At 49.2% G+C, this 25,796-nt stretch carries 23 protein-coding genes; 14 read left to right on the top strand and 9 right to left on the bottom strand.

Going from position 1 to position 25,796, the window contains the following annotated elements:
* Window positions 1–62: 62 nt before the first annotated feature.
* From licR to V7728_RS15600, 3 genes are all read right to left on the bottom strand, one after another.
* Window positions 63–2,018 carry a transcriptional regulator LicR gene (gene licR / locus V7728_RS15610; protein WP_015240834.1) on the bottom strand — a complete coding sequence of 652 codons (1,956 nt, stop codon included), beginning with the start codon at window positions 2,016–2,018 and terminating at the stop codon, window positions 63–65.
* Window positions 2,019–2,164: 146 nt separating this feature from the next.
* Window positions 2,165–2,299, bottom strand: a complete 135-nt coding sequence (locus V7728_RS15605; RefSeq protein ID WP_369719122.1) for a hypothetical protein — start codon at window positions 2,297–2,299, stop codon at window positions 2,165–2,167.
* A gap of 51 nt (window positions 2,300–2,350) precedes the next feature.
* Window positions 2,351–2,941 carry a DNA-3-methyladenine glycosylase gene (locus V7728_RS15600; protein ID WP_007407743.1) on the bottom strand — a complete coding sequence of 197 codons (591 nt, stop codon included), beginning with the start codon at window positions 2,939–2,941 and terminating at the stop codon, window positions 2,351–2,353.
* A 241-nt stretch (window positions 2,942–3,182) separates the two neighbouring features.
* On the opposite strand from V7728_RS15600, the gene V7728_RS15595 reads away from it, so the two are divergent.
* The 13 genes from V7728_RS15595 to katX all read left to right on the top strand — a co-directional run bounded on the left by V7728_RS15595 (window position 3,183) and on the right by katX (window position 16,072).
* Window positions 3,183–4,181 (top strand): FecCD family ABC transporter permease, encoded by a 999-nt coding sequence (locus V7728_RS15595; protein ID WP_223252816.1) that lies wholly within the window; start codon window positions 3,183–3,185, stop codon window positions 4,179–4,181.
* Complete coding sequence (locus V7728_RS15590) at window positions 4,182–5,195, top strand: FecCD family ABC transporter permease (protein ID WP_007407745.1); 1,014 nt, start codon at window positions 4,182–4,184, stop codon at window positions 5,193–5,195. It begins immediately after the preceding gene.
* Between the two features lie 16 nt (window positions 5,196–5,211).
* Window positions 5,212–6,108, top strand: a complete 897-nt coding sequence (locus tag V7728_RS15585; RefSeq protein WP_007407746.1) for an ABC transporter substrate-binding protein — start codon at window positions 5,212–5,214, stop codon at window positions 6,106–6,108.
* Window positions 6,109–6,210: 102 nt separating this feature from the next.
* Window positions 6,211–6,561, top strand: a complete 351-nt coding sequence (locus V7728_RS15580) for an ArsR/SmtB family transcription factor (RefSeq protein WP_025285481.1) — start codon at window positions 6,211–6,213, stop codon at window positions 6,559–6,561.
* Window positions 6,562–6,573: 12 nt separating this feature from the next.
* On the top strand, window positions 6,574–7,872 hold the full coding sequence (locus tag V7728_RS15575; RefSeq protein WP_061581630.1) for an arsenical efflux pump membrane protein ArsB: 1,299 nt from the start codon (window positions 6,574–6,576) through the stop codon (window positions 7,870–7,872).
* Window positions 7,873–8,025: 153 nt separating this feature from the next.
* Entirely contained in the window at window positions 8,026–8,337 is a 312-nt protein-coding gene (locus tag V7728_RS15570) for a PTS sugar transporter subunit IIB (protein WP_020958028.1), read from the top strand.
* Between the two features lie 14 nt (window positions 8,338–8,351).
* A complete protein-coding gene (locus tag V7728_RS15565) occupies window positions 8,352–8,669 on the top strand; it encodes a PTS lactose/cellobiose transporter subunit IIA (RefSeq protein ID WP_007407750.1) in 318 nt (105 codons plus the stop codon).
* Window positions 8,670–8,687: 18 nt separating this feature from the next.
* Window positions 8,688–10,007, top strand: a complete 1,320-nt coding sequence (celB, locus tag V7728_RS15560; RefSeq protein ID WP_012118772.1) for a PTS cellobiose transporter subunit IIC — start codon at window positions 8,688–8,690, stop codon at window positions 10,005–10,007.
* Window positions 10,008–10,036: 29 nt separating this feature from the next.
* The gene (locus tag V7728_RS15555; protein ID WP_025285483.1) at window positions 10,037–11,437 is read left to right on the top strand and encodes a glycoside hydrolase family 1 protein; all 1,401 of its coding nucleotides are present in this window, start codon (window positions 10,037–10,039) and stop codon (window positions 11,435–11,437) included.
* A gap of 19 nt (window positions 11,438–11,456) precedes the next feature.
* Window positions 11,457–12,338, top strand: a complete 882-nt coding sequence (locus V7728_RS15550) for an ROK family protein (protein ID WP_099567195.1) — start codon at window positions 11,457–11,459, stop codon at window positions 12,336–12,338.
* On the top strand, window positions 12,335–13,279 hold the full coding sequence (gene manA / locus V7728_RS15545) for a mannose-6-phosphate isomerase, class I (RefSeq protein WP_099567196.1): 945 nt from the start codon (window positions 12,335–12,337) through the stop codon (window positions 13,277–13,279). The genes V7728_RS15550 and manA overlap by 4 nt, the downstream gene beginning before the upstream one ends.
* Before the next feature lie 19 nt (window positions 13,280–13,298).
* Window positions 13,299–14,381, top strand: a complete 1,083-nt coding sequence (locus tag V7728_RS15540; RefSeq protein WP_099567197.1) for a glycosyl hydrolase — start codon at window positions 13,299–13,301, stop codon at window positions 14,379–14,381.
* 77 nt (window positions 14,382–14,458) lie between these two features.
* Window positions 14,459–16,072 (top strand): catalase KatX, encoded by a 1,614-nt coding sequence (katX, locus tag V7728_RS15535; RefSeq protein WP_059367540.1) that lies wholly within the window; start codon window positions 14,459–14,461, stop codon window positions 16,070–16,072.
* A gap of 39 nt (window positions 16,073–16,111) precedes the next feature.
* Here the strand turns inward: katX and V7728_RS15530 are convergent, their stop codons facing one another.
* Complete coding sequence (locus V7728_RS15530) at window positions 16,112–17,098, bottom strand: choloylglycine hydrolase family protein (protein WP_099567198.1); 987 nt, start codon at window positions 17,096–17,098, stop codon at window positions 16,112–16,114.
* Window positions 17,099–17,414: 316 nt separating this feature from the next.
* On the opposite strand from V7728_RS15530, the gene V7728_RS15525 reads away from it, so the two are divergent.
* On the top strand, window positions 17,415–18,773 hold the full coding sequence (locus V7728_RS15525) for a purine-cytosine permease family protein (protein WP_015240847.1): 1,359 nt from the start codon (window positions 17,415–17,417) through the stop codon (window positions 18,771–18,773).
* 13 nt (window positions 18,774–18,786) lie between these two features.
* Here the strand turns inward: V7728_RS15525 and V7728_RS15520 are convergent, their stop codons facing one another.
* The 5 genes from V7728_RS15520 to V7728_RS15500 all read right to left on the bottom strand — a co-directional run bounded on the left by V7728_RS15520 (window position 18,787) and on the right by V7728_RS15500 (window position 25,545).
* The gene (locus V7728_RS15520; RefSeq protein WP_052827997.1) at window positions 18,787–19,617 is read right to left on the bottom strand and encodes an NAD(P)H-hydrate dehydratase; all 831 of its coding nucleotides are present in this window, start codon (window positions 19,615–19,617) and stop codon (window positions 18,787–18,789) included.
* A gap of 91 nt (window positions 19,618–19,708) precedes the next feature.
* Complete coding sequence (gene cydC / locus V7728_RS15515) at window positions 19,709–21,439, bottom strand: thiol reductant ABC exporter subunit CydC (RefSeq protein WP_099567199.1); 1,731 nt, start codon at window positions 21,437–21,439, stop codon at window positions 19,709–19,711.
* Window positions 21,436–23,139, bottom strand: coding sequence for a thiol reductant ABC exporter subunit CydD (cydD, locus tag V7728_RS15510; protein WP_047936301.1), 1,704 nt, complete (start codon window positions 23,137–23,139; stop codon window positions 21,436–21,438). Before cydD ends, cydC begins: the two co-directional genes overlap by 4 nt.
* Window positions 23,139–24,155, bottom strand: a complete 1,017-nt coding sequence (gene cydB / locus V7728_RS15505; RefSeq protein WP_032869368.1) for a cytochrome d ubiquinol oxidase subunit II — start codon at window positions 24,153–24,155, stop codon at window positions 23,139–23,141. Before cydB ends, cydD begins: the two co-directional genes overlap by 1 nt.
* Window positions 24,139–25,545: a cytochrome ubiquinol oxidase subunit I gene (locus V7728_RS15500; RefSeq protein WP_017418602.1), complete on the bottom strand. Its 1,407-nt coding sequence runs from the start codon at window positions 25,543–25,545 to the stop codon at window positions 24,139–24,141. Before V7728_RS15500 ends, cydB begins: the two co-directional genes overlap by 17 nt.
* Window positions 25,546–25,796 lie beyond the last annotated feature (251 nt).

Here is a 25,796-nt window from a genome sequence, read left to right as displayed (position 1 = left end):
CTCGATGTTAGTACCATCATATTATGAAATCGCTTTCATAACTACTCAGGCTTTTTCCGCTGTTAACGGAAAAAAGGTGTATCCCGGTCTTTCTCTGATCGTTTGTCTCTGAATACTCGTAAAACCTCCTGATAGGTTGTGCATTTTAAGAGACGGCTTACCGCGGCCGGATCATCTAACATGCCGCCGAGCCATTTGTACATATGCTGGAGGTCGGCTTTGCTTTCTTTCTCGACGCAGAGCAGGCAGACAAATTGGACACGCTTATCCGCCCAGTCAATCGGCTTCTTCAGCGTGCATACCGCCCAAAACGTCGTGTCTGTCTGCGGAACGAGCGGGTGCGGAATCGCCGTAAGATTGCCGAAACTCGTAGGAGAAATCGCTTCCCTTTCAAAAATAGAATCGGTCAGAGAATCAGAAGCGAGGCCGGCTGCTGCAACCTGCTGTCCGAGAAAACGGATGACGTCCTCCTTCGTCTCCAGATCCTGCTGCAAAAATACCAGCTCCGGTTTCAGAAAGTTCAATTGTTCCCGCTTTTCTTCCAGCATGGCGTCGATTTTTGTAAAATCCCCGCCGCCCAACAGCGTATGAACCTTTAATACGGGAACGGGCAGGTCTTTTTTGATCGGCACTGTGCTGACCACAAAATCAATCGACTCAAAGGAAAGCTGGTCAAGGCTGCAGTAATCAGCCGTTCCGACGATTTCAAGACGCTTTGCGAACCGGGAACGGAGCTTTTCTCTTAAAAGCTGTGCGCTGCCGGCGCCGGACGCACAGACAATCAAGCAGCGTTTAGGCGGCCGTTCCGTCTTTCTCCTTTCAATGGCGGCTCCGAAATGAAGCGCCAAATATCCGATCTCATTCTCATGAATATCAATGCCGGTTTGCTCCTTGATCACGATTCCCGCAATCACTCCCGCTTCAAATGCGAGCGGATAATTTTCCTTTATGGCGGAGAGCATCGGGTTTCTCAGGTTCATTCCGTACCGGTTTCGGTTAATCGCCGGCTTGATGTGGAGCGCAAGACCCGCTTTCAGCTCATTGTCGTCCGTGATTCCGAGCTTCAGCTCCCGCTCAATGGCTTCGATCATGGCCTCCGTCAAACGGCTGGTTTCCCCGTCTATCAGCCTTGTAAGCTCTTTTCCTTCCAGTTGTGACTGGGTCATGCGCTTTGTCCCGAGCAGGTGAATGGCGATATAGGCGGTTTCCTGTTCGGGAAAGGTGACCGAAAGCGCCGATTCAAGCTCTTTTACGATGGCTTCCGCTGACTGATATTCTGTTTCAAGCTTAATATCATGAAGATCTTCCGGAATGAGAGATACATAGTTTTCTGTCCGGATACGTTTGCAGGCAATGGCGATATGGATGATGAGATTGTTCAGGCCGAAGAAAGAAAGCGGGATCTTATGGTTTCGAACCTGCTTCATAATGGCTGTGCGGATCACATGAATGTCGTCTTTCGGCAGAATACCGGCCTTTTCACTCAGGAGATCAGGCTCAGGCTCGCGGTCGTCCACTAAGTATTCCGCCATACAATAACGGAGGCGGAGCTCTTCGCCGCGCAGCTTAAAGCCGTAGTTCGGCCTTGTTTCCAAAATGATGTCATAGGGGCGGAGCCGTTTTTTGACTTCTTTTAAATCAGATTGAAGTGTGGATTTACTGATGAACAGTTCTTCCGCCAAGTCATCCAGCTTGAGGTAGCCGTCGGCCAGAAGCATTCTTTTCATAAGGTAATCTATCCGTTCATCGGGAAAAATCGGCACGGTGCTGTTCTGCTGGAAATTGTCCTGAAGCCAGTTTTTAAACGGCTGCTCATTCCGGATCAGCAGCTTATAGCCGCTCCCTCTGACAGATTGAATGGATGCGCCGTGTTTTTCTACAATGGTTTGCAGTTCCTTTATGTCATTGCGGACCGTCCGCGTCGTTACCTTTACATTTGCAGCGATGACTGAGCTTGTAACCGGTGTTTCAGCAGCTAAAAGCAAGCGCAGAAGTTCACGAAGCCGCCCATGAAGCATGAGAAAAACCTCCTATCAGATCAGATGCAGACGTGAAAAATGGGCAAAAAGAATGAGGAAGGGGTAAATGTATGTAAATTCTATAATGGGGAGGATTTCAAGTCAATGCGGCAATCCGATGCCAAGCCCGTAAAAAAACAGCCGGATCAGCCGGCTGTTCGGGATGCGGACATGCGGTTCCGCTTAGATGCCTTCCGTTCTTTTATGATTTTTCTGATGATCGGATAGATGACGGGCGCCCATTTGATAATCGTTTTGAAAAATTTTTTCAATGTCTGAATCCCCTTTCTTTTACCTTGTCTTTCCCCTGTTATCAGCGTTTATAAACATGGTCAGCGTGAGACATACCGGTTCCCCGTCACCCAATAGCGCCACGGATAATCCCGGGCTTCTCCGCTGTTGTCAATCCCGATTCTCGGGCCTGTTGATATATGCTCAGGCGTAAAGCCCTCCGTAATATACAGCGGCGGTTCCGTGATCATGCCGCCGTAGTCGTTCATTGAAATGCCCATCGCCTTCGTCAGTTTTCCCGGGCCGTTTGTCCACTCTCTCGGAGGTCTGCCCGGTCTCCTGCTCTCCATCAGGAACTGTCCTTCATGAGGCTCCGCCGCCCTGATTAACACGGCCTGCGGAATGCCGATGTCCGCGGCGACGACGTTCATTAATGTATGAGTGTGCATGACGTATGTATAAATGCGGCCCGCCTCATGGAACATAATTTCCGTCCGTTTCGTGCGCCGGTTGCCGAAGCTGTGCGCCGCCCGGTCTTCCGCTCCCATATAAGCTTCCGTTTCCACGATAAAACCTGAAGCCGTTCCCTCATCCGTCTCCTTCACCAAGAGACAGCCGAGCAATAAAGGGGCAAGCTCCACTGACGGTCTCTGGTAAAATTCAATCGGCAAAGGCTTTCGTTCTCCCGCCATTTGCCTCCCTCCTTTCTAATATAGCGATTTCCTCTTTCACGTTTTTCACTTCTTTTTTACAATATAAACATGAGAGAAAAAAAGGACATTATTGTTGAACGCTCTATTGCGTTTTGAAAATCGGCTCGGTATAATATGATGGTTCAAATGAAAATGATTCTCATGTTCAATAAATACCGGACAATGATCATAAAAGTAGGTGAATTGATTTTTGAGCGATTCTGTCAGGTCCGCAAACCGTCTGATCAGCATCTTAAAAAACGGGGTTTTCTTCCTGATCGCGGTGATCGGGCTGCTTGTATCTATTTTTTTCGCCGTCTCATTCGGCGCGAAAGACATTACTTTACATACGGTTTGGTCGGCTGTTGCTGATTACAATCCGAATATAACGGGCCAGCAGATCATTCATGAATTGCGTCTTCCGAGGGTGCTCGGGGCGGCCGTTACAGGAGCCGCTTTTGCCGCAGCCGGCGCCCTCATGCAGGGTGTCACGAGAAACCCGCTTGCCGATTCGGGAGTCTTAGGCGTAAACGCGGGCGCCATGTTTGTTGTTGCGCTCAGTTTTGCTTTTTTCCCTCACTTATCATACGCCCTGCTGATGGTGATGTCATTTTTGGGAGCACTGGCAAGCACCGGCTTGATTTTCTTTATCAGTGCGGCGGGAAAAGGCAGCATGACACCTTTAAAAGTGACGCTTGCCGGGGCGGTCGTGGCCGCTCTTTTACATTCACTCAGTACCGGTGTGGCGATTTATTACGATTTAAGCCAGGATTTGGCCTTCTGGTACGCCGGCGGGGTGTCAGGGATCAAGTGGACTCATTTACAAGTCCTTGTTCCCGTGATTGCGGTCTTCATCATTCTTGCGACATTCATGGGCCGGTCCGTCACCCTTCTCTCAATGGGAAATGACGTGGCGGCGAATTTAGGGGTGAACACGGCTCTGACGCGTGCCGCCGGATTAATGATCGCCGTCGTTCTTGCCGGTGTGTCTGTTTCCGCTGCCGGCGCGATCGGCTTTGTCGGGCTGGTTATTCCCCATATCGCGCGAAAGATCGTCGGCGTTACGTACAGGCTGATTATTCCGATGTCCGCGTTACTCGGCGCGATTCTATTGATTTTGGCTGACCTGGCCTCGCGCACGGTCAGTCCCCCGAGGGAATTGGCGATAGGCATTATGGTCGCACTTGTCGGTGTCCCTTTCTTTCTTTATATTGCCCGCAAGGAAGGGAGAGACTTATAAATGAAAGTGCAGAAAGAAACAAAAAAAGCGGCGGCGGCAGGACTCATTCTGCTGGTCATCGCCGTTTGCATTATTCTGATCGGGCTGCATACGGGCTCATTCCGGCTTTCTCCTCTCACGGTGGGAAAAACGCTGTTCGGATACGGCACGTTTCAAAGCACAACCGTTTTATTCGATTACCGGCTTCCCCGGATTCTGGTGACGATGCTGGCCGGCATCGGTTTAGGAGTGTCGGGCGCTATTTTGCAGGGTGTATCCCGAAATCCGCTTGCCGATCCGGGCATTCTCGGACTGCATGCCGGCGCTTCCTTCGGTTTGATGATGTATATCACGTTCTTTCATTCCCTGGAGGCGCAGGCATCGATGTTCATCCCGCTGTTTACGTTTGCGGGCGGAACACTCGCCGCCCTGCTGATCGTAGTGCTTACGTACGACAGGCTGAACGGTTTTTTAACGATCCGCATGCTGTTAGTCGGGATCGCCGTTTCCGCGGGCTTCAGCGCCGTTACATTGTTTATGTCGCTGCGACTGAATGAAGAAACTTATACATTCGCTTCCCGCTGGCTGGTGGGAAACGTCTGGGGCAGGGATTGGATTCACGTGTGGTCGCTATTGCCCTGGATCGGCATTCTCGCACCGCTTGCATGGCTTAACGCCCGCTCTTTGAATATTTTAATGCTCGGTGACCAGGCAGCCGCGGGGCTCGGCGCACACGTGCAGAGAAAAAGGATCATGCTGATCGCCATAGCGGTCGGCTTGTCCTGCGCGAGCGTCGCGATGGCCGGGGGAATCGGCTTTATCGGCTTTGCCGCCCCTCACTTGGCAAGACGGCTCGTCGGCACCATGCATCAGCATATTATCCCGATTGCGGGATTAATCGGACTCGTCATTCTTGTCGCGGCAGACACCATCGGCCGGTCTTTGTTTCAGCCGAACGCCATTCCGGCCGGCGTGGTTGCGGCAGCCATCGGCGCGCCGTATTTTCTCTATCTCGTCATGAAAATCAAATCATAAAACAAGGAGTATTCCCATGAAAAAAATAATTGCGCTCGTCAGTTTCATGTGTATTTTCTTATTGGCTGCCTGCCAATCTGATTCAACACAGCCGGAGTCAAAAAAGAAATCCGGCGATCATAAAATCGCTTCGATGTCCATTCACCTGACAAATGATCTGCTGGCTCTCGGCGTTACACCTGCCGGTTCCGTCGTGGGCGGAGAATTAAAAGATTTTCTCCCTCATGTGAAAAATCAGCTGAAAGACACGAAAAAACTCGGACCTGCCTCAGACCCGGATATGGAAGCTTTACTTGAGTTGAATCCAGACAACATTTATCTTGATAAAGAATTTGCGGGAAAAGATGTGTCAAAATACAAGAAAATCGGAAACACACACGTTTTCGACCTTGATAAAGGCACTTGGCGCGATCATTTAAAAGACATCGGAAAAATCGTCAATCGTGAAAAAGAAGCGAAAACATTTATTCAAGATTACGAAGATGAAACAAAACAAGTCAGATCCATGATGAATAAGGAATTAGGGAAAAACGCCAAAGTCATGGCGATCCGCGTGAACGCAAAAGAGCTTCGCGTCTTCAGCACACGCCGTCCGATGGGACCGATTCTGTTTGACGATCTGAAGCTGAAACCGGCTGACGGCATTAAAGAAATGAACACCTCCCGCCCTTATGAAGTCATTTCTCAAGAAGTGCTGCCTGATTACAACGCAGATGCGATTTTCGTCGTCGTTAACAGAGACGACAAGTCACAGCAAGCCTATAAAGAATTGCAAAAAAGCGCTGTATGGAAAGGGCTGAAGGCCGTGAAAGCAAACCACGTCTATAAAATTGCCGATCAGCCTTGGCTTGATTATTCAGCACTGGGAAATAAATTAGCAATGGATGAAGCGAAAAAACTGTTCCAAAAATAAACATGAGCCGGTTTTGCAAAAAGTGCAAGGCCGGCTTTTTTATATTGTCGTTTACTTATATAAACATCTGCTTATATAATAGTGTAAAAAAGGAGTGAGCGCATGGAACGGAGGCATCATGCTTTAAGTTCCGAAGGGATCAGCCAGTGCCTCAAACTTCTAAGCGACCCGACGAGGCTTTTGATGCTGAAGCTTCTGAAGGATAAGGAATATTGTGTCTGCGAGCTGACAGCTATTTTTCATATAAGTCAGCCCGGCATCAGCCAGCACTTGCGGAAGTTAAAGAACGCCGGCCTTGTGCGGGAAAGACGCGAGGGTCAGTGGCGGTACTATGCCATTCATCCGTCCGGTCCGGAATACGCGCTGGTTTGCTCGATTCTGCAGCAGATAGATGAAAAGGACGAAGTTTTACAGACATTGCGGCAAAAAGAAGTCACTGTTACATGCCGGTAAGGGGGATATATCTTGGGAGTTGCGGTTTTATCAGCGCTGATTTTTGTGCTGACACTTGTGTTTGTCATATGGCAGCCGAAACATGTATCAATCGGCTGGTCTGCCTGCGGCGGGGCGGTCCTCGCTTTGATCGCCGGAGCAGTCAGCCTGCACGATATCGCGGAAGTGACGGGAATCGTCTGGAATGCGACACTTGCCTTTATCGCCATTATTATCATTTCATTGATTCTTGACAGTATCGGTTTTTTTGAGTGGGCCGCGCTGCATATGGCCATGGCGGCCAAGGGCAGCGGGCTGCGGATGTTTCTCTATGTGTCGGTCTTAGGGGCTGTTGTCTCCGCCCTATTTGCCAATGACGGAGCGGCGCTCATTTTGACCCCGATCGTACTGGCGATGGTGCGGGCTTTGAATTTACCTGAAAAGCTGGTTTTTCCTTTTATTATCGCCGGAGGATTCATCGCCGACACCACCTCGCTTCCGCTCGTTGTAAGCAATTTGGTCAATATTGTATCCGCCGATTACTTTCATATCGGATACATTGAATATGCATCACGCATGCTGGTGCCCAACCTTTTTTCTCTGGCGGCAAGCATTTTGGTGCTGTATCTCTATTTCAGAAAAAACATTCCGAAACGGTATGACACCGGTCTTGTGAAACATCCGGCATCCGCGATTAAGGATGAACGCCTTTTCCGGTTATCGTGGGCTGTGCTGGCCGTTTTATTGATCGGATATTTCGTCAGCGAACTGCTATCGATACCCGTTTCCTTCGTTGCCGGCTCCATCGCGGTCATTTTTCTCATTCTGGCGCAGCGAAGCCCCGCCGTCCCTGCGAAACAAGTCATCAAGGACGCCCCGTGGGCCATCGTGTTTTTTTCTGTCGGCATGTATGTTGTCGTGTACGGCTTGCGGAATGCCGGACTGACGGATCTTCTTTCTCAGCTTATACAGAAAGCGGCGGATCACGGTTTGTTTGCGGGCACACTCGGAATGGGGTTTATCGCGGCGATCCTCTCCTCCGTTATGAATAACCTGCCGACGGTGATGATTGACGCCATAGCCATCAGCGGAACGGAAACTCACGGGCTGATGAGAGAAGCATTGATTTACGCGAATGTTATCGGTTCGGACCTCGGGCCGAAAATTACGCCGATCGGGTCGCTGGCGACGTTGTTATGGCTCCACGTTCTGAGCCGGAAAAACGTGAAAATTTCCTGGGGAATGTATTTCAAGACAGGTCTGATATTAACCATTCCGACGTTATTCATCACCCTGATCGGACTTTATTTATGGCTGTTATGGCTCGCTTGAGATGAAAAACCTTTTAAGTTGAATCTTAAAAGGTTTTTTTGTGTCAAAAATCCGAAAAGTAAAACTTTTATATTTTAAAAGTATAGACATTTAATTTCAAAAGATTATAATATTCATGAAAACGTTTTAACTTTATGAAAGAAGGGATTCCTCATGAAAAGAATTTTATTAGCCTGCAGCTCAGGCATGTCCACCAGCCTTCTTGTTACGAAAATGCAGAATTACGCCCGCTCCATCGGTGAGGAAGCCGAGATTTGGGCAGTCGGACAGGATAAAGCAAAAGAAGCGATGAAAGACGCAGACGTCGTACTGATCGGCCCGCAGATGAGTTTTTTAAAAGGTGAGCTTCAAAAAGATGCGGACCCGCTTCACATCACCGTTGATGTGATTGACATGATGGCTTACGGCATGGGAGACGGCAAAAAAGCATACGAACAGGCCGTTGCCTTGATAGAGAACAAATAAAGGAGGCGATAAGCATGGAAACGTACACGGATGAACAGATAAGTTTTCAGCTGATTCTTCACAGCGGCAATGCCCGCAGCAATATTATTCAATCGATACGCGCATATAAAGACGGCCGGACAGATGAGTCAGACACCTTTCTGACAAAGGCTGAAGAAGAACTGGGGAAAGCGCACGACATCCATTTTCAGATGATTCAAAAAGAAGCCGGCGGCGCCAAGACGGATGTCTCTCTGCTTTTTATGCATGCTGAAGATCACTTAATGTCAGCGCTTTCAATGAAAGAGCTCGTCAAAGAAATGCTCGACTTATTTCAATCAAAGAATTTATAAAAAGCCGGGGGTGAAGACGTGTTTGAGAAAATCAGCCAATTCCTTGTTCCGATCGCGGGAAAATTAAACAATAACCGCTACTTGCAAGTCTTACGGGATGCTTTTATGCTGGCGTTTCCGCTGACCATTTTCGGTTCGGTGTTCGTCGTGCTGACGAACCTGCCGTTTTTAAACAAAATCATGAGCAGCTCCGCCCTGTCTGTCTTTCAATCCGGATTTGGCGGCGCTTCGACGGCGACGATGGGGATTATGTCCATTTTTGTCGTCTTCGGGATCGGCTATTACCTTTCCAAAAGCTACGAAGTGGAGGCCGTATTCGGCGGGGCGATCGCATTGGTTTCTTTTCTGCTGCTCACCCCGTTCGTTTTAGAGCCGGAAACGGGCAAAGCGGTCGCAGGCGTCATTCCGGTTGACCGGCTTGGAGCAAAAGGGATGTTTCTCGGCATGATGACCGCGTTTTTGTCAGGTGAAATCTACAGAAGAATCGTTCAGAGAAACTTAACGATTAAGATGCCTGCCGGTGTTCCTCCGGCTGTTGCTAAATCGTTCGCCGCATTGATTCCGGCTTTTATCACGCTTACCGTCTTCCTCTTGATCAATGCGGCTGTCACCCAGATCTTTCACACCAATCTGCATGATGTCATTTATCATACGGTTCAAGCCCCGCTTGTCGGACTTGGAAGCGGCATCATTCCTACATTAATCGCTGTTTTCTTTATTCAGATTTTATGGTTTTTCGGACTTCACGGACAAATCATTATCAATTCCGTGATGGACCCGATTTGGAATACATTACAGGTCGAAAATTTGGCAGCGTATACAGCGGGGAAAGAGATTCCCCATATTATTTCTAAGCCGTTTATGGAGATTTACACCGTCGGAATGGGCGGAACCGGAATGACATTGGCCATAGTGATCGCCATCTTGCTTTTTATGAAAAGCAAACAGATGAAACAGATATCCAAACTCGGTCTCGCGCCAGGCATTTTCAATGTCAATGAGCCGGTTATTTTCGGTTTGCCGATCGTGATGAACCCGATCATTATCATTCCGTGGGTGATCGCGCCGATGGTTGTCACCCTTGTCACCTACCTGGCCATGTCGGCGGGGATCGTGCCCCCTCCTACCGGCGTGACCGTGCCTTGGACCGTCCCCCTATTCATTAACGGGATTATGGCGACCAATTCCGTCATGGGCGGCATCATGCAGCTGGTCAACCTCTGTATTGTGTTTGTCATCTGGTTCCCGTTTCTTAAAGCGCTGGACAAATTAAACATGGCAAAGGAAAAAGAAGCTGAGACCGAGCAGCATGCCCGGGATGACAGCATGAGTATGTAATCAAAATCGCAGTAAGGGAGAGAAATCAATTGACTGAATCAAATATTCAATATCGTTTTCCGGAAGGATTCTGGTGGGGGTCTTCCGCCTCCGCCACCCAAACAGAAGGCGCCGCTGACAGAGACGGAAAAAGCCAAAACATATGGGATTACTGGTATGAAAAAGAGCCGAGCCGTTTTTTTAACGGCGTCGGCCCCGGCGACACGTCACGTTTTTACGATCAATACAAGGAGGATATCCGGCTGATGAAAGAAATCGGCCATAACTCCTTCCGGCTGTCTATTTCCTGGTCAAGATTGATTCCGGACGGAACTGGCGAGGTCAATCAGAAAGCGGTCGCGTTTTATCAGGACGTCATCGATGAAATGCTTGCCCATCGCATTGAGCCGTTTGTCAATTTGTTTCACTTTGACATGCCGCTCGCCCTTCAGCGTAAGGGGGGCTGGGTCAGCCGGAACACCGTTGACGCGTTTGAACATTACGCCAAAACCTGCTTTTCGCTATTCGGTGACAAGGTGAAAAAATGGTTCACTCACAACGAGCCGATTGTGCCGATTGAAGGCGGCTATTTATACGACTTTCACTACCCGAATCACGTTAATTTTCAAGAAGCGGTGCAGGCCGGTTTCCATACCCTGCTGTCGAATGCAAGGGCTGTCAAAGCCTACAGAGAATTGAAACAGGACGGACAAATCGGAATCATTCTGAATCTGACGCCTTCTTATCCGAGAAGCTCACATCCAGAAGATGTCAAAGCGTCCCGGATTGCCGACGCCTTTTTCAACCGCTCATTTTTAGATCCCGCCGTAAAGGGCGAATTTCCTGAGGAGCTTGTCGAGATTCTCAAGGCGGAAGGCTTTCTGCCGCATTATGAGAAAGAAGATCTCCGTCTCATTCAGGAGCATACGGTTGACCTGTTAGGCGTGAACTACTATCAGCCGAGGCGCGTCAAGGCAAAAGAACATGTTCCGAATCCGCATGCCCCTTTCCTGCCTGAGCGTTTCTTCGACCCGTATGTCATGCCCGGCCGGAAAATGAACCCTCACCGCGGGTGGGAAATTTACGAAAAAGGAATCTACGACATTCTCACCAATCTCAGAGAACATTACGGAAATATCGAGTGTTTTATTTCTGAGAACGGCATGGGAGTAGAAGGCGAGGAACGCTTCCGCGATGAAAACGGCATCATTCAGGATGATTACAGGATTGAATTTATCCAGGAACATCTCAAATGGGTGCATCGGGCCATCGGAGAAGGTTCAAATGTAAAAGGCTATCACCTGTGGACTTTCATGGACAACTGGTCTTGGACAAATGCTTATAAAAACCGTTACGGCTTTGTATCTGTCAATCTGGAAAACGGGGGCGAACGGACCGTCAAAAAAAGCGGCCGCTGGTTCAAAGCCGTTTCCGATCAAAACGGATTTTAACAGATGAGGAGGGACGGCCATGCTTGGAGGTATTGAAGCCGGCGGCACGAAATTTGTCTGTGCCGCCGGACAAAGAGACGGCACCATTCTGGACAGAGCAGAGTTTCCGACGGGAGAACCGGATGACACACTCAGACAGGTCATCCGTTACTTTACAGATTTCCCGATAGAAGCCATCGGCATCGGGTCGTTCGGGCCGATTGATATCCGTCCTGACAGTCAAACATACGGGTGCATCACCGCGACGCCGAAGACAGCCTGGCGGAACTGCCCTATTCTTCAAACGATCAAAAGCGCTCTGGGTATTCCCGCAGGCTTCACCACCGACGTTAATGCGGCGGCGCTCGGAGAAGCTTCTTTCGGCGCGGCCAAAAACGCGGACAGCTGCCTGTATTTGACGGTCGGCACAGGCATCGGCGCGGGCGCCATCATGAACGGCAGATTTGTTCAAGGGCTGTCTCACCCTGAAATGGGCCACATTTATGTCAGAAGACATCCGGACGACGGCTACAAAGGCAATTGCCCATACCATACAGATTGTCTGGAAGGCCTCGCGGCAGGCCCCGCCATTGAGAAACGCTGGGGGAAAAAAGCATTTTTGCTCACGGATCAGCAGGAAGTGTGGGAGCTTGAGGGCTATTATATTGCCGAAGCGCTTGTGCAGTACATTCTCATACTTTCGCCGGAAAAGATCATTCTCGGCGGAGGCGTCATGAAGCAGCGGCAGCTGTTCTCTTCTATCCGTCAGCACGTGAAAAAGCGGCTGAATCAATATATTGATCTCCCTGATATTGAAAAATACATCGTTCCCCCTCAATTAGGGATTCACTCCGGCGCGGCCGGTTCGCTCGTATTGGCGGAGCAGGCCTTAGAAGCGGCAAACCGGGAGGCGGGAAAATGACGAAACTCTTATTTTTGGAACCGGTTTTTAAAGAAAGATTATGGGGCGGGACGAAGCTGCGCGATACATTCGGGTATGAGATTCCTTCTGAGCGGACGGGAGAGTGCTGGGCGATTTCAGCTCATCCGCACGGTACTTCCATTGTGCGGAACGGGCCTTTTCCCGGAACATCATTACACCGTCTCTGGAATGAACACCCTGACCTGTTCGGACATCCGAAAGAGGACGCCTTTCCCCTGCTCACAAAAATTCTTGACGCAAATATGGACTTATCCGTGCAGGTTCATCCGGATGACGCATATGCACATCGGCATGAAAACGGAGAACTCGGAAAAACGGAATGCTGGTACGTGTTGGACTGCAAAAAAGACGCGGAGCTCATTTTAGGGCATCGCGCCCAAACGAGAGAAGACTTCGTTCGGCTCATTGAACGAAACGAGTGGGATCACCTGCTCCGCCGCATCCCCATTAAGCCCGGCGACTTTTTCTATGTCCCGAGCGGCACACTGCACGCTTTATGTGAAGGTACGCTCGTTCTTGAAATCCAGCAAAGCTCTGATGCCACCTACCGGCTTTACGACTATGACCGGACGGATGGGAACGGGAATAAACGCGAGCTTCATCTTCAGAAAGCAATTGACGTAACAGACATTCCCCATACCGATGAAAATGTAAAAAGCACAAAGCATCAGATCGGAGATGCTCTTATTACAACACTCGCAGAAACACCTTTCTTTTCAGTTTATCAATGGGATGTGAGCGGAAAAGCATCATTTCCCGCACCCGGCCGGTATTTACTCGCAAGCGTCATGAAAGGACGCGGAGAACTGGATGGATGTCCCATTCACAAAGGCGATCACTTTATCGTGCCGGCGGATTCCGGAGATTTTGTTATAGAAGGAGATTGTGAGGTTATCGTTTCACATCCTTCATCATCCTAAAAATCAGGAGGTCTTTTATATGCTCAAAAAGTTAGCAGTCTGCCTGTCTATCGTTTTATTACTCTTAGGAGCCGCCAGTCCGATATCGGCTCACACCGTTTATCCCGTCAACCCAAATGCCCAGCAGACGACAAAAGATATCATGAACTGGCTGGCGCACCTGCCCAACCGTTCAGAAAACAGGGTCATGTCCGGGGCGTTCGGCGGGTATAGCGATGTCACTTTTTCAATGACAGAGGAAAACCGCTTGAAAAACGCGACGGGACAGTCTCCCGCCATCTACGGCTGTGACTATGGGAGAGGATGGCTTGAAACAGCGGATATCACCGATTCTATCGATTACAGCTGCAACAGCAGCTTAATCTCATACTGGAAAAGCGGCGGCCTCCCTCAGGTCAGCCTGCATCTCGCAAATCCGGCTTTTCCATCCGGAAACTATAAAACGGCCATCTCAAACAGCCAGTACAAAAACATCCTGAACCCTTCAACTGTTGAAGGAAAACGGCTTGAGGCGCTGCTCAGCAAAATCGCCGACGGCCTTACTCAGCTGAAAAATCAAGGCGTCACCGTTCTGTTCAGACCGCTGCATGAAATGAACGGCGAGTGGTTCTGGTGGGGGCTGACAGGCTACAACCAAAAAGACAATGAAAGAATCTCGCTGTACAAAGAGCTTTACAAGAAGATATACCGCTATATGACAGAGACAAGAGGATTGGATAACCTTTTGTGGGTGTATTCGCCGGATGACAACAGAGACTTTAAGACAGACTTTTACCCAGGCTCATCTTTTGTGGATATTACCGGTCTGGACGCTTACTTCACTGATCCGTATGCGATATCAGGCTATGATGAAATGCTGTCTCTGAAAAAACCGTTTGCCTTTGCCGAAACCGGTCCGTCCGGTAATATCGGAAGCTTTGATTATGCTGCTTTTATCAATGCGATCAGGCAAAAGTATCCCGAGACAACGTACTTTTTGACATGGGATGAACAATTAAGTCCGGCGGCCAATCAAGGCGCGCAAAGCCTTTATCAAAACAGCTGGACGCTGAACAAAGGCGAAATATGGAACGACGGGTCCTTGACGCCGATCGCGGAATAACTGCTTCTTTTGAAAATCGGTTTTAAGAAACGGCTCTGCTGGGCATATTGTTACCGTTCAAAAAGGAGGGTTCAACAATGGAAAATAACAAAAACAGCGAAGAAACGCTTTCCAGTAAAACGACCGGTAAAGGCGAGTCAGAAGACACGCTGACAAACCGGCAGGGCCATCCGGTCACTGACAACCAGAATGTCAGGACAGTCGGCAATAGAGGACCGACGACATTGGAGAATTATGATTTTTTGGAGAAAATCAGCCACTTTGACCGCGAACGAATTCCCGAGCGCGTCGTTCACGCGCGCGGCGCCGGGGCACACGGATACTTTGAGGCGTACGGAAGTTTTGGAGACGAGGAGATTTCTACATACACAAGAGCGAAAGTGTTTCAAAAGAAAGGAACGAAAACTCCGGCGTTTGTGCGGTTTTCTACCGTCAACCATGGAAAGCATTCCCCGGAAACATTGCGTGATCCCCGGGGGTTTGCCGTTAAGCTTTATACCGAAGACGGCAACTGGGATCTGGTCGGCAACAACTTGAAAATCTTTTTTATCCGTGATCCGCTGAAGTTCCCGGATCTTGTGCACGCATTTCAGCCTGATCCCGTTACGAACATTCAGGACGGCGAGCGTATTTTCGACTTCATTTCCCAATCACCGGAAGCGACTCATATGATCACTTTCTTGTTTTCGCCGTGGGGCATCCCGGCCAACTACCGGCAGATGCAGGGCTCAGGCGTCCATGCCTACAAATGGGTCAATGAAGAAGGAAAAGCCGTGCTCGTCAAATATCACTTTGAACCGAAACAGGGCATCCGCAACCTGACACAGAAGGAAGCGGAAGAGATTCAGGGGAAAAACTTTAACCATGCGACACAGGATTTGTATGAAGCGATTGAAAAAGGCGATTACCCTGAATGGGAAGTGTATGCGCAAATCATGACTGATGACGAACACCCCGAGCTGGATTTTGATCCGCTTGATCCGACCAAGCTGTGGTATAAAGACGATTTCCCTTGGAAGCCGATCGGTAAATTGGTTCTGAACAAAAACCCGGAAAACTACCATGCCGAGGTGGAACAAGCGTCATTCGGAACGGGCGTGCTTGTGGACGGCCTTGATTTTTCGGATGACAAATTACTTCAGGGGCGGACATTCTCCTATTCAGATACCCAGCGGTACCGCGTCGGCGCAAACTACCTGCAGCTTCCGATCAACTCGCCGAAAAAGCATGTCGCCACCAACCAGGAAGGCGGGCAAATGCAGTATCGGGTCGATCGGGCAGAAGGACAAAACCCGCACGTCAACTATGAGCCGTCCATTATGGGAGGACTCAACGAAGCAAAGCAGGATGGGAAAGACCATACACCTCATGTCGAAGGCGATGTGAAGCGGGAGGCGATCGACCGGTCGAATAACTTCGGCCAGGCCGGAGAAACATACCGCAGATTTTCAGAATTTGAACGGAACGAATTGATCACAAACCTGGTCAATACGCTTTCTTCCTGCCGCAAAGACATTCAGGATCAAATGATTGAGAATTTCACAAAAGCAGATCCGGACTACGGAAAACGTGTGGCGGAAGGGCTGAAGAAAGCCGCCGAAAGCAACAGCGGCGGGCCGATCGGCACTACTGATACAGCACAAGCCGCAAAACAGGCTGAACAGGAAAGCCATCCGTCTGATCCGTATTAAATAAAAAAACAGGACAATCGCGTCCTGTTTTTTTTTGAGCTAATTCAGCTCCTGTATATTCTGCTCCGCCGCGGCCGCAAATACTTTCGGCTCCGGACGGTCAAGATCTTCATGGAATAAACTTACTTTGTGAATCTGCCGGTTGTCGTACAGATGAAAGTAGTAGTTCCCGGTGTCACAGCACATGACCGACGTATACTGCGTATAATCAATTTCATTCTCCTCTGTGATCACCGCGCCTTTTGGAATATTCACATTGGACAGCACGTGAAAAGCGGCCGTAACGCCATCCGTTTCATGAGCGGCAGGCTCTAAATGCTCTTTCAGATAAGCGGCTCTGATAAATCGGGATGGCGGCGTGTAATCACCGGGAAGCCCGATCGTTCCAGATCCTTGGCCGAAAGCGGTTAATGTCATTCCGCCCAATGTTTTGCTTTCTGACTGCTGCGGCCTGATTCCGATATAATGGCGCAGATTGGTCACATGCCAAGGAAATTCCGGACTGTTGGTCATCACTCCGGGTTTGTTGTCATATACTTTCATTCCCTCCGGTGTCGGCTCGATGACAATGCAGCCGCCCGTGCGGTCTGATAAAATCCAATGAAGAGGCAGCACCGTATCCAATAACATTAACTTCTTCTCTACAATCGTCAGCATTGAGAGCTTTTCCTTTATGTCTTCAAGAGATTCACAGTTTGATAAGGCCCAGGTGACAAACTCATGAGGAGCGATGTGACAGGTGCCCTCCCGTTCCGCTTTCTCGTATCCCGCAAAGCCCGGAAAATACAGCGTCGCACACGACAGCCCTTTTTCATTTACGCCGTCGGCAAACAGAACATTGCCGAGATTTCTCCCCATGCCGATAAATGCGTATTTCGTCTTATGCATCCTGCCGTCAGCTTCGCTTTTCCAGCTGTACTGACGAGGGTAAAGCACGATGTCCGTACCGAGCTGATATGCAAAATCCATCGTTCGCGCCAATAGGTGATTACCGTCTGTCGTTTTCAATGTAAGACTTGTACACATATTATCAATCCCCTTTTCATTAATGAAATTTACACAAAGTAAACTATTCTTCCAGCTTAACGAATAATGGCTCCATTCGTCAAAAGATTGACACATTTCTCCTTAATACATATTAGTCCGTAAGCATATCCATGCCTTTTAAACCCTGGCAAATCGTTTTGGCGGCAGTGTTTGTTCCGTTTTTCAAAAAAACTTTTGAACGGCTGTCAACGAGGCTTTACAATGTTTTTCCTGCATGCTGGAATTTGTAAACGGCAGGTCAATCTGTTAAGCTATGTCTTTATGTTAAAGAAGAACATACGGAGGAGATTATCTATTGAAAGTAGAAAGGCGAACGATTGAACATATTCCGCATGACGAAAGACACGGAAAGGCTAAAGATTTATTCCCCGTCTGGTTCGGGGCTAATATGCATATTACGACGTTAGTCACAGGCACACTGCCCGTTACAATGGGACTCGATCTCTTTTGGAGTATCGCCGCCATTATTATCGGGACCTTTATCGGCGCAATCTTTATGGCGTCTCATTCCGCACAAGGACCTCAGCTCGGAATTCCGCAAATGATTCAAAGCCGCGCGCAATTCGGCGTGATCGGAGCGATTCTGCCCCTCTTTTTGGTCATGTTTATCTACCTGGGCTTCTTTGCGAGCAGTACGATTCTCGCAGCCGGTACACTGAGCAGCTTTGTACCGATTCCGGCTTCATGGTGTATTATCGGCTTAAGCGCCATCTGTTTTTTACTCACGATCTACGGTCATGATCTGATTCACAAAATGCAGAAAATCCTCTCTTGGACCTCCTTTGCCGTTTTTTTTGCTGCAACGATTCTTATTTTTCAACTGCCGATTCCTTCAGGAAGCTGGGTGCCCGGCTCATTAGACCTGCCTGTTTTTCTAGTGGCGGTCAGCGCGGTGGCCACATGGCAGCTGGCATATGCGCCATATGTCGCAGATTATTCCCGTTATCTGCCGGTCAAAACACCGGCATCGCATACCTTTTGGTACAGCTACGCAGGTACGTCAGTCAGTTCCATCTGGATGATGCTTCTCGGCGCCATTTTGACGACGGCGCTCCCGGAATTTACCGCTAATGCGGGAAATGAGATTGTCCGATTGTTCGGTCCGTTTTCCTTTATTATGCTGATCATCGTCCTGTTCGGGCAAATGGCGATCAACGTCTTTAATTTATACGGAGCCTTTATGTCAACCACGACTACCTTGGAGCCGTTTTTAAAACTGAAGGTGACGCCGAAAACGAGAGTGGTAATGATCCTTTGTGTGACGGCAGCAGGTACTGTATTAAGTCTCTTGGGCCAAAGCAATTTCATGGAACTGTTTTTAAATTTCATCTTTTTCATCAGTTATTTCTTAATTCCCTGGACGGCGATCAACCTCGTGGATTACTATTTTATCCGCCGCGGAAAATACCACGTCAAATCGATGTTTGACGTCAACGGACAATACGGCAGGGTCAATTGGATTACAGCGGCCGCCTTCGTTTTGTCGATTATATTAGAAATCCCATTCATCAATACATCCTTTTACATCGGGCCGCTCGCTGAAATATTCGGCGGAGGCGACATTGCCTGGGTCATCGGCCTGGCCGTTCCGTCGCTGCTGTATTATGTCCTGATGAAATCAAGGGTAAAACAACAAGAGGCGCCTTCTCTATGAAGACGCCTTTTCTTTATTCATATTCCTTCCATACACGCGGCAGCAGTTCAGAAAGTTCGTGCGCCAATAAGGTATGGGCGGAGCGCTCTTTCGTCCATAACTCCGCACATTCACCGTGAAGGCGGACGGCGTTCAATACGGCATGCTTCGGGTCTTGATGACAGCACAGCATGCCGAGAATCATTCCCGTCAGCGTGTCGCCGGTCCCGCCTTTTGCAAGCGCGCCGTTTCCTGTTGTATTCCTGCGGCATTCCCCGTCGGGAAAAGCGATAATGGTTTCGTTTCCTTTCAGGACAATCGTGGCGTGAAGCCGCTCCGCCCATTCCGCGGCATATCCCGCTCTGTTCTGCTGAATCTCTTGAATCGGAAGGCCTGTCATTCTGGAAAATTCGCCGGGATGAGGCGTCAAGATCACGGGGGCTTTCCTCTTTGGATAGGTTCTTTTCGTAATGGCGCCCGCGTCCAGTATGACGGGATAATCGGCAGAAAGCAGCTGATCAGCCGCCTGCTGCACTTCGTCTGTTTGGGGAAGGCCCGGTCCGATGGCAGCGGCCCGGATGGTTTCCCCGGGCTGGCCCGCCGCGGCTTTTTTCCAGCCGTCACGCCAGTACGTCGCTTCCGGCAGCACCGGGACGATAAGCGGGATGACGCCTGCCGATGTACCGATGACGAGCTTGCCGACACCGCTTCTCATCGCGCCCAATCCGGCCAGAAGGGCAGCTCCCGGCATGTCTTCGCTGCCGGCCAGCAATAACGCCGTCCCGAACGTCCCCTTATGGCTGTCTGCCTCCCGCTTCGGCAGCGTATCTTTCACATCCTGTTCCGTCCAATCCATTATATTCATCTCTGTACCTCCTCTTCTGTCTCCTATTTATATTCCAAACAAGAAGAGATTTTAAACCGCACAAAAAAAACAGCCGCTTGTTTGCGGCTGTTTATGTTCTGATTGGAACATCAAGACGGTAAAGCTTCCGGTACCGTTCGTTTTCTGCAAGCAGCTCTTGATGAGTTCCTTCCATTTCTGCTTTTCCATTTTCTAAAAAGACGATTTTATCAGCTGTTTCCACACCCGCTAAATGGTGTGTAATCCAGAGGATCGTTTTCTCTTTAAAGACATCAAAAATCGTATCAAGCAATTCTCGTTCAGTGACCGCATCAAGGCCGACCGTCGGTTCATCAAGGATAATGACCGGCGTGTCTTGGAGCAGAATACGGGCAAGCGCGATCCGCTGCCGTTCCCCGCCTGAGAAACGAATCCCCGTCTCCTGCACGGACGTTTCATATCCGTCAGGCAATGATTCAATATAATCATGCAGCTTCACTTGCCGAGCCGCACGCTTAACATCTTCATCACTCGCCTTGCCGTTTCCGAGCCGGATATTGTTCATAATGCTCGTGTTAAAGAGATGAGGTTTCTGATTCAAAACGGCCACCGCTGAGGAAATCTGCTCCTGCACGGCCGCAGTTTCCAGCCCGTTCAGCATCACTTTGCCCGAATCGGGAACTAAGGCGCCTTCAATTAAAGCGAGAGAGGTCGACTTACCGGAGCCGCTCCTGCCGAGCAGCGCCATTTTTTCACCTTGGCGGAGAGTGAAGGAAAAACGGTCAAGCACATGACTGTGCTGATCATAAGAAAACGTCACGTTATCAAATGTAAGTGTCACATCCGATACATCCAGTTTCTCATCCGTCTGCTTCACCTCACGACTTCGCAGCTCCGGAGCCGCCTGACTCATTCTTTTGATGGAATCCTGATAAGAAGGCACTTCCGTCAGCGCATCCGAAAGGGGCAGAAACGCCTCCGTCAATGGAAATACGACAAGCACAAAGGCCGCGATCATCGTGTTGGCGATGCTGCCGTCCGCATACTGACCCGCCGTCCAGAACAGCATGATCAATATGAAGCCGCCGACAAGACATTGCGCGGCGAGATCACGCCATCTCGTAAACCGCTGACGTTTGCTTTCAAGATCAAACCATGCCTTCTCTTTCTCTTCATAAGAGGAAATAAAGGCCGCCTGGCGTCCCGAGAACATCCAGTCGCTCACGCCGAGCACGGCATCTGTCAGCCGGCTGTAGAGCGTATTCCGGCCGCTTTTCAGCCTCATGTTTTTCGCTCTCGTCACAAGAAGCGACACAACCGGAAACAATACAACCAATATAAACAGATAAATCGCCGCAAAAGCGGCAAACGGCCAGGAAAAAAAGCCGAGTCCGATAACGGATGCCGCATACAGCAGCAAAGCGGAAACCGCAGGGAAAATCGTTTTTAAAAACGCATCCTGCAAATGCTCAATATCCTCAGCCAAAATGCCGAGCATGTCGCCCGTCCGAAAACGGGATGAAAGCATGAGCGAGGCCGGCTCCAGCATATTGTAAAGCCGCACCCTCATGTCGGACACGATTTTCAAAATGATATGGTGCCCCGTCAGACGCTCGGCGTACCGTGAGACTGAACGGGCAATCCCGAAGGTCCGCACGGCTACAATCGGAACGTACACCAGCAGGATATTCTCAGGCCTAGCCGCCGACTTAGAGATCAAAAAACCGGAAGTGAACATGAGAAAGGCCGCCGAAAAAATCGTCACCGCGCCTAAAAAAATCACAAGAACAAACAAACGGGCATTTTGCTTCATATACGGCAGAATCCATTCTTCTTTTCTCATGTTCTTTCCCCCAGTTGCGCCTTTACAAGTTTGGCGTATACGCCTTGTTTCGCCATCAATTCGTCGTGGGTGCCGATTTCCGCCACCGCGCCGTCATCAAGCACGATAATTTCGTCCATCTCAAGCATCCAGTGAAGACGGTGAGTGGCCAGAAAAACAAGTTTGTTTTCAAACAGGTCTTTCATCGTTTCTTTTATTTCATATTCTGTTTCAATATCAAGGTGAGCGGTCGGCTCATCCAAAAGGAGAATCGGCCGGTTTCCTAAGAAGGCTCTGGCCAGCGCGACACGCTGAGCCTGCCCTCCGCTGAGCGCCCGTCCGCCCTCGCCGATCCGGCCGTCAAGACCGCCGGGCAGATCACGGATCAGTTCGGAAAGACCCGCCGATCTAGCGGCCTGCGCCGTTTCCTCACGCGAAGCATCAGGATGATAAAACCGGATATTATTCAAAAGCGTGTCATCAAAAATATACGGGTGCTGCGGAATATAGAGCAGCTGCTTCTGCCAGCCGTCCGACTGCAGATGCGAGCGGGATTCACCGTTTACCTTGATCTCACCGGACGCAGGCTCTAAAAAGCCGCCCAGCACATCAATGAGTGTCGATTTTCCCGCACCGCTTTCCCCGATAATTCCGATTTTCTTCTTCCCTTTAAAGGACAGATGAAATTCAGACATCGATTCCCGGACGGACAAACGCGTAAGCTGTAATTCATCCCGGTCAGTCCACGTATCAAGTTCGAGCGGCTTTTCTTCTTTAAAACCGGGCTGCGCCAAAATCGCTTGAATGGTTTTCCCCGCCTCCTGCCCGTTTAACGTCGCGTGGTAATCATTTCCCACTTCGCGGACCGGGAGAAAATATTCAGGCGCGAGAATGAGCGCGGTCAATGCCGGCCCGAGCAGAATTTGTCCGTCTATCAGCCGCAAGCCGAGAAACACCGCCACTGTCGCCACCGACAGCATCGTAAAGAAATCCAGGGCGAATGAAGATAAAAACGCGACCCGGAGCGTGCTCATCGTCGCCTTGCGGTATCTCTCACTGACATGAAAGATGTTTTCACTGTGTGATTTGCTTAATCCTAAAAACCGCAATGTCTCCAGTCCGCGGAGCGAATCCACGAAATGATTGGAAAGCGTCTGATAGGACTTCCATTGGCGATCGGCTTTTTTCTGTGCGACAAGTCCGAGCAGAATCATAAATACAATCAAAATCGGAAGCGCAAGAATCAGAATCAATGCCGATGTTTTATCCTGAAAAAACACGTAAATAACAACGGCCGCCGGCACAATCGCCATGCTGACCATTTTCGGCAGAAACAGCTCTAAATAACGGCGGAACTGGCTGATGCCTTCCATCGCCAGCGTCACCATCCGGCCTGTCCCCTCTTTTTTCACAAAGCGGGGGCCGAGACGGAACAATTGCTCAAGAAATCTTTTTCTTAAGTCCGCGCCGGTTTGCGCGGCATATTGGTACACGATTTTCTGCCGGACCGCTGTCACCGCATGCCGGATCAAAAACGCAAGCAGGAAAAAGCCGATAACCGGATAAAGAGAAGCAATCCGCTTCCCGTTAAATAATCCGGTTACCGCCTGGCTCAGCCATTCCGCCTGCAAGATGATGGCGGCCGTTTGTATAATCGTTAATCCCGTAATGATCGCAAGAATCCGCTTCATTCCTTTATAAAGAAACAGGTCTTTTCCCATTAATAAGTCATAGGCTCCTTATGGCTGACGCGTTTCCGGAAGACATAATAGCTCCAGATCTGACTGCCGATGACAAACGGCAGCAGAGTCAGTGCGGCAATTGTCATGACCTTAAGTGAATAATCACCGGAAGACGCGTTAGCTACTGTTAAGTCATACGCGCTTTTCAGCGAGCTGACCATGACGCGCGGGAACAGAGAGATAAAAATCATCGCAACTGTCAAAGCAAGACCCGCGCCGGTCATACCGAATGCCCAGCCGTCTTTTTTCTTGCTCATGAACACAACAGCAAGAACGTTGCAGATGACAATCAGCACGAATACCGGAATCGTGATGTTTGCCCGGCGTGTAAACATGTCCGTATCGTATGCAGACATCGCAAAGAAAGCAAGTACAACAAGAAAGATAACACCGATTACGCGTTTTGCCATTTTTCTCGCACGCTCTTGTAAATCACCGATCGTGCGCAGGGTGATAAACATTAAACCGTGCAGGAATGAAAGAAGGGTGACGGCTGCTCCGCCAAGGACGGAATACACGTTCACAATATCTGAAAAACCCGCATGCATATTCATATGGCCGTCAATCGGCATGCCGCGGAACAAGCTTGTGAAGATAAGGCCGAATACAAACGGCGGGATAAGGCTGCCGAAGAAAATCACCCAGTCCCATGTTTTGACCCATTTTAAATGATTCACTTTTCCGCGGAATTCAAACGCCACGCCGCGTCCCATTAAAGCAAGAAGGATGATGATAAACGGAATATAATATCCGCTCAGCATCGTCGCATACCAGTTCGGGAATGCCGCGAAGATCGCTCCCGTACCTGTCAGCAGCCATACCTCATTCGCATCCCAGAACGGGCCGATGGTGTTAATCAGCACTCTGCGTTCTAATTCATTATGGCCAAGAAATCGGGTCGAAATGCCGACACCGAAATCAAAACCTTCTAAAAAGAAAAATCCGACAAACAAAACTGAAACGAGTATAAACCAAAGATCATGAAGTGACCCCATGGTAGACCTCCTGACTGAACGGATCCGTTGATACAGGAACATCCTTGTGATCATCATGGTCCGCACCTTTTTTAATTTCACGAACGAATAGGAAGACAAGCAGCGCGCCTAAAATCAAGTACATGACGCCGAAGCCGATAATTGAAAACAGCAGAGATCCCGTCGTTACGTTAGGCGAAACGGATTGTGCGGTCGTCATTTGCCCCATGACCGTCCACGGCTGGCGGCCGATTTCAGTCATAATCCAACCGGCAGAGTTCGCAATGAACGGGAATGCGATCAGCGCGATCATGCCCCGTAAATACCACTTGCTCGTATGAAGCTTTTTGCGGCGGTTCAGAATAAAGCCGGCAATCGCGGCAAAAATCATAAGCGCGCCCGCTCCCGCCATAATGCGGAAACTCCAGAACGTCGTTTTAACAGGCGGGATATAGTCGCCTTTTCCGTACGTTTTTTCGTATTCTTTTTGAAGTGTTTTCATCCCTTTCACACTGCCGCTGAACTTCTGGTAAGCCAAGTAGCTCAGTGCGTAAGGAATTGAAATTTCTGATGTGTTTTTTTCTTTATTCGTATCAATATTCGCAAAAGCCGTCCACGCGGCAGGATCACCGCTGTCATCCCAAAGCGCTTCACTGGCAGCCATTTTCATCGGCTGCGATTCCATTAAATGCTCAGCCTGCATATGTCCGCTGAACGCAACGCCGATACCGGCGATCAGACCGACAATCATCGAAAGCTTGAAAGATTTATGGAAGAAAGGCACTTCTTTTTTCTTCAATAATTTAAATGCGCTGACACCGGCGATAAAGAAAGCACCCGTCGCAAGCGCCCCGAAAATGACGTGAGGAAATTCAACCCAAAGCTGAGGGTTTGTCAAAAGCGCCCCGAAATCATTCATTTCCGCGCGGCCGTTTTTAATCGCAAAGCCGACCGGCTCCTGCATGAATGAGTTTGCCGTCAAAATCCAGAAAGATGACATAATCGTTCCGAAGGACACAAGCCAAATGCAAAGCAAATGCACTTTTTTAGATAAACGGTCCCAGCCGAAAATCCATAATCCGATAAAAATAGACTCCATAAAAAACGCCAAAAGCGCTTCAACCGCAAGCGGAGCTCCAAATACATCTCCGACAAAACGGGAATAATCAGACCAGTTCAATCCGAACTGGAATTCCTGAAGAATCCCTGTGACGACGCCGACAGCGAAGTTAATTAAAAAGAGATGCCCCCAAAATTTAGCCATTTTGAGATAGGTCTCTTGTTTTTTGACAACATAAAGCGTCTCCATCAAAGCAACCATAAACACAAGCCCGATAGACAAAGGCACAAACAAGAAGTGAAACAATGTTGTAGATGCAAATTGAATGCGGGCTAATACCAACTCACTCATGATGTTTTTCCTCCAATCTGGTAAATTGCTCAACATTTCACAAACATAGCAAAATCATTGCTCGGTATTTCACAAAAAATGATATATTTGCTCAATGTTTCACAAATTCGTCAAAACTATTGAAATATCAGCCTGTACACCCTGGGGGACAGCGGCTGTCATAGAAATGATTCAATATCATTACTTTACAACGATTCAGCCTAAAAAAAAAGATCAATATACCTAAAATAAGGCTGAAATTGTGACCGATT

The sequence above is a fragment of the Bacillus sp. JHAA genome (genome assembly GCF_036961585.1).
Classification (GTDB): Bacteria; Bacillota; Bacilli; order Bacillales; family Bacillaceae; genus Bacillus; species Bacillus velezensis.
Note: the sequence above shows the minus strand (reverse complement) of the source record. Positions and strands in the feature narration are given on the sequence as shown.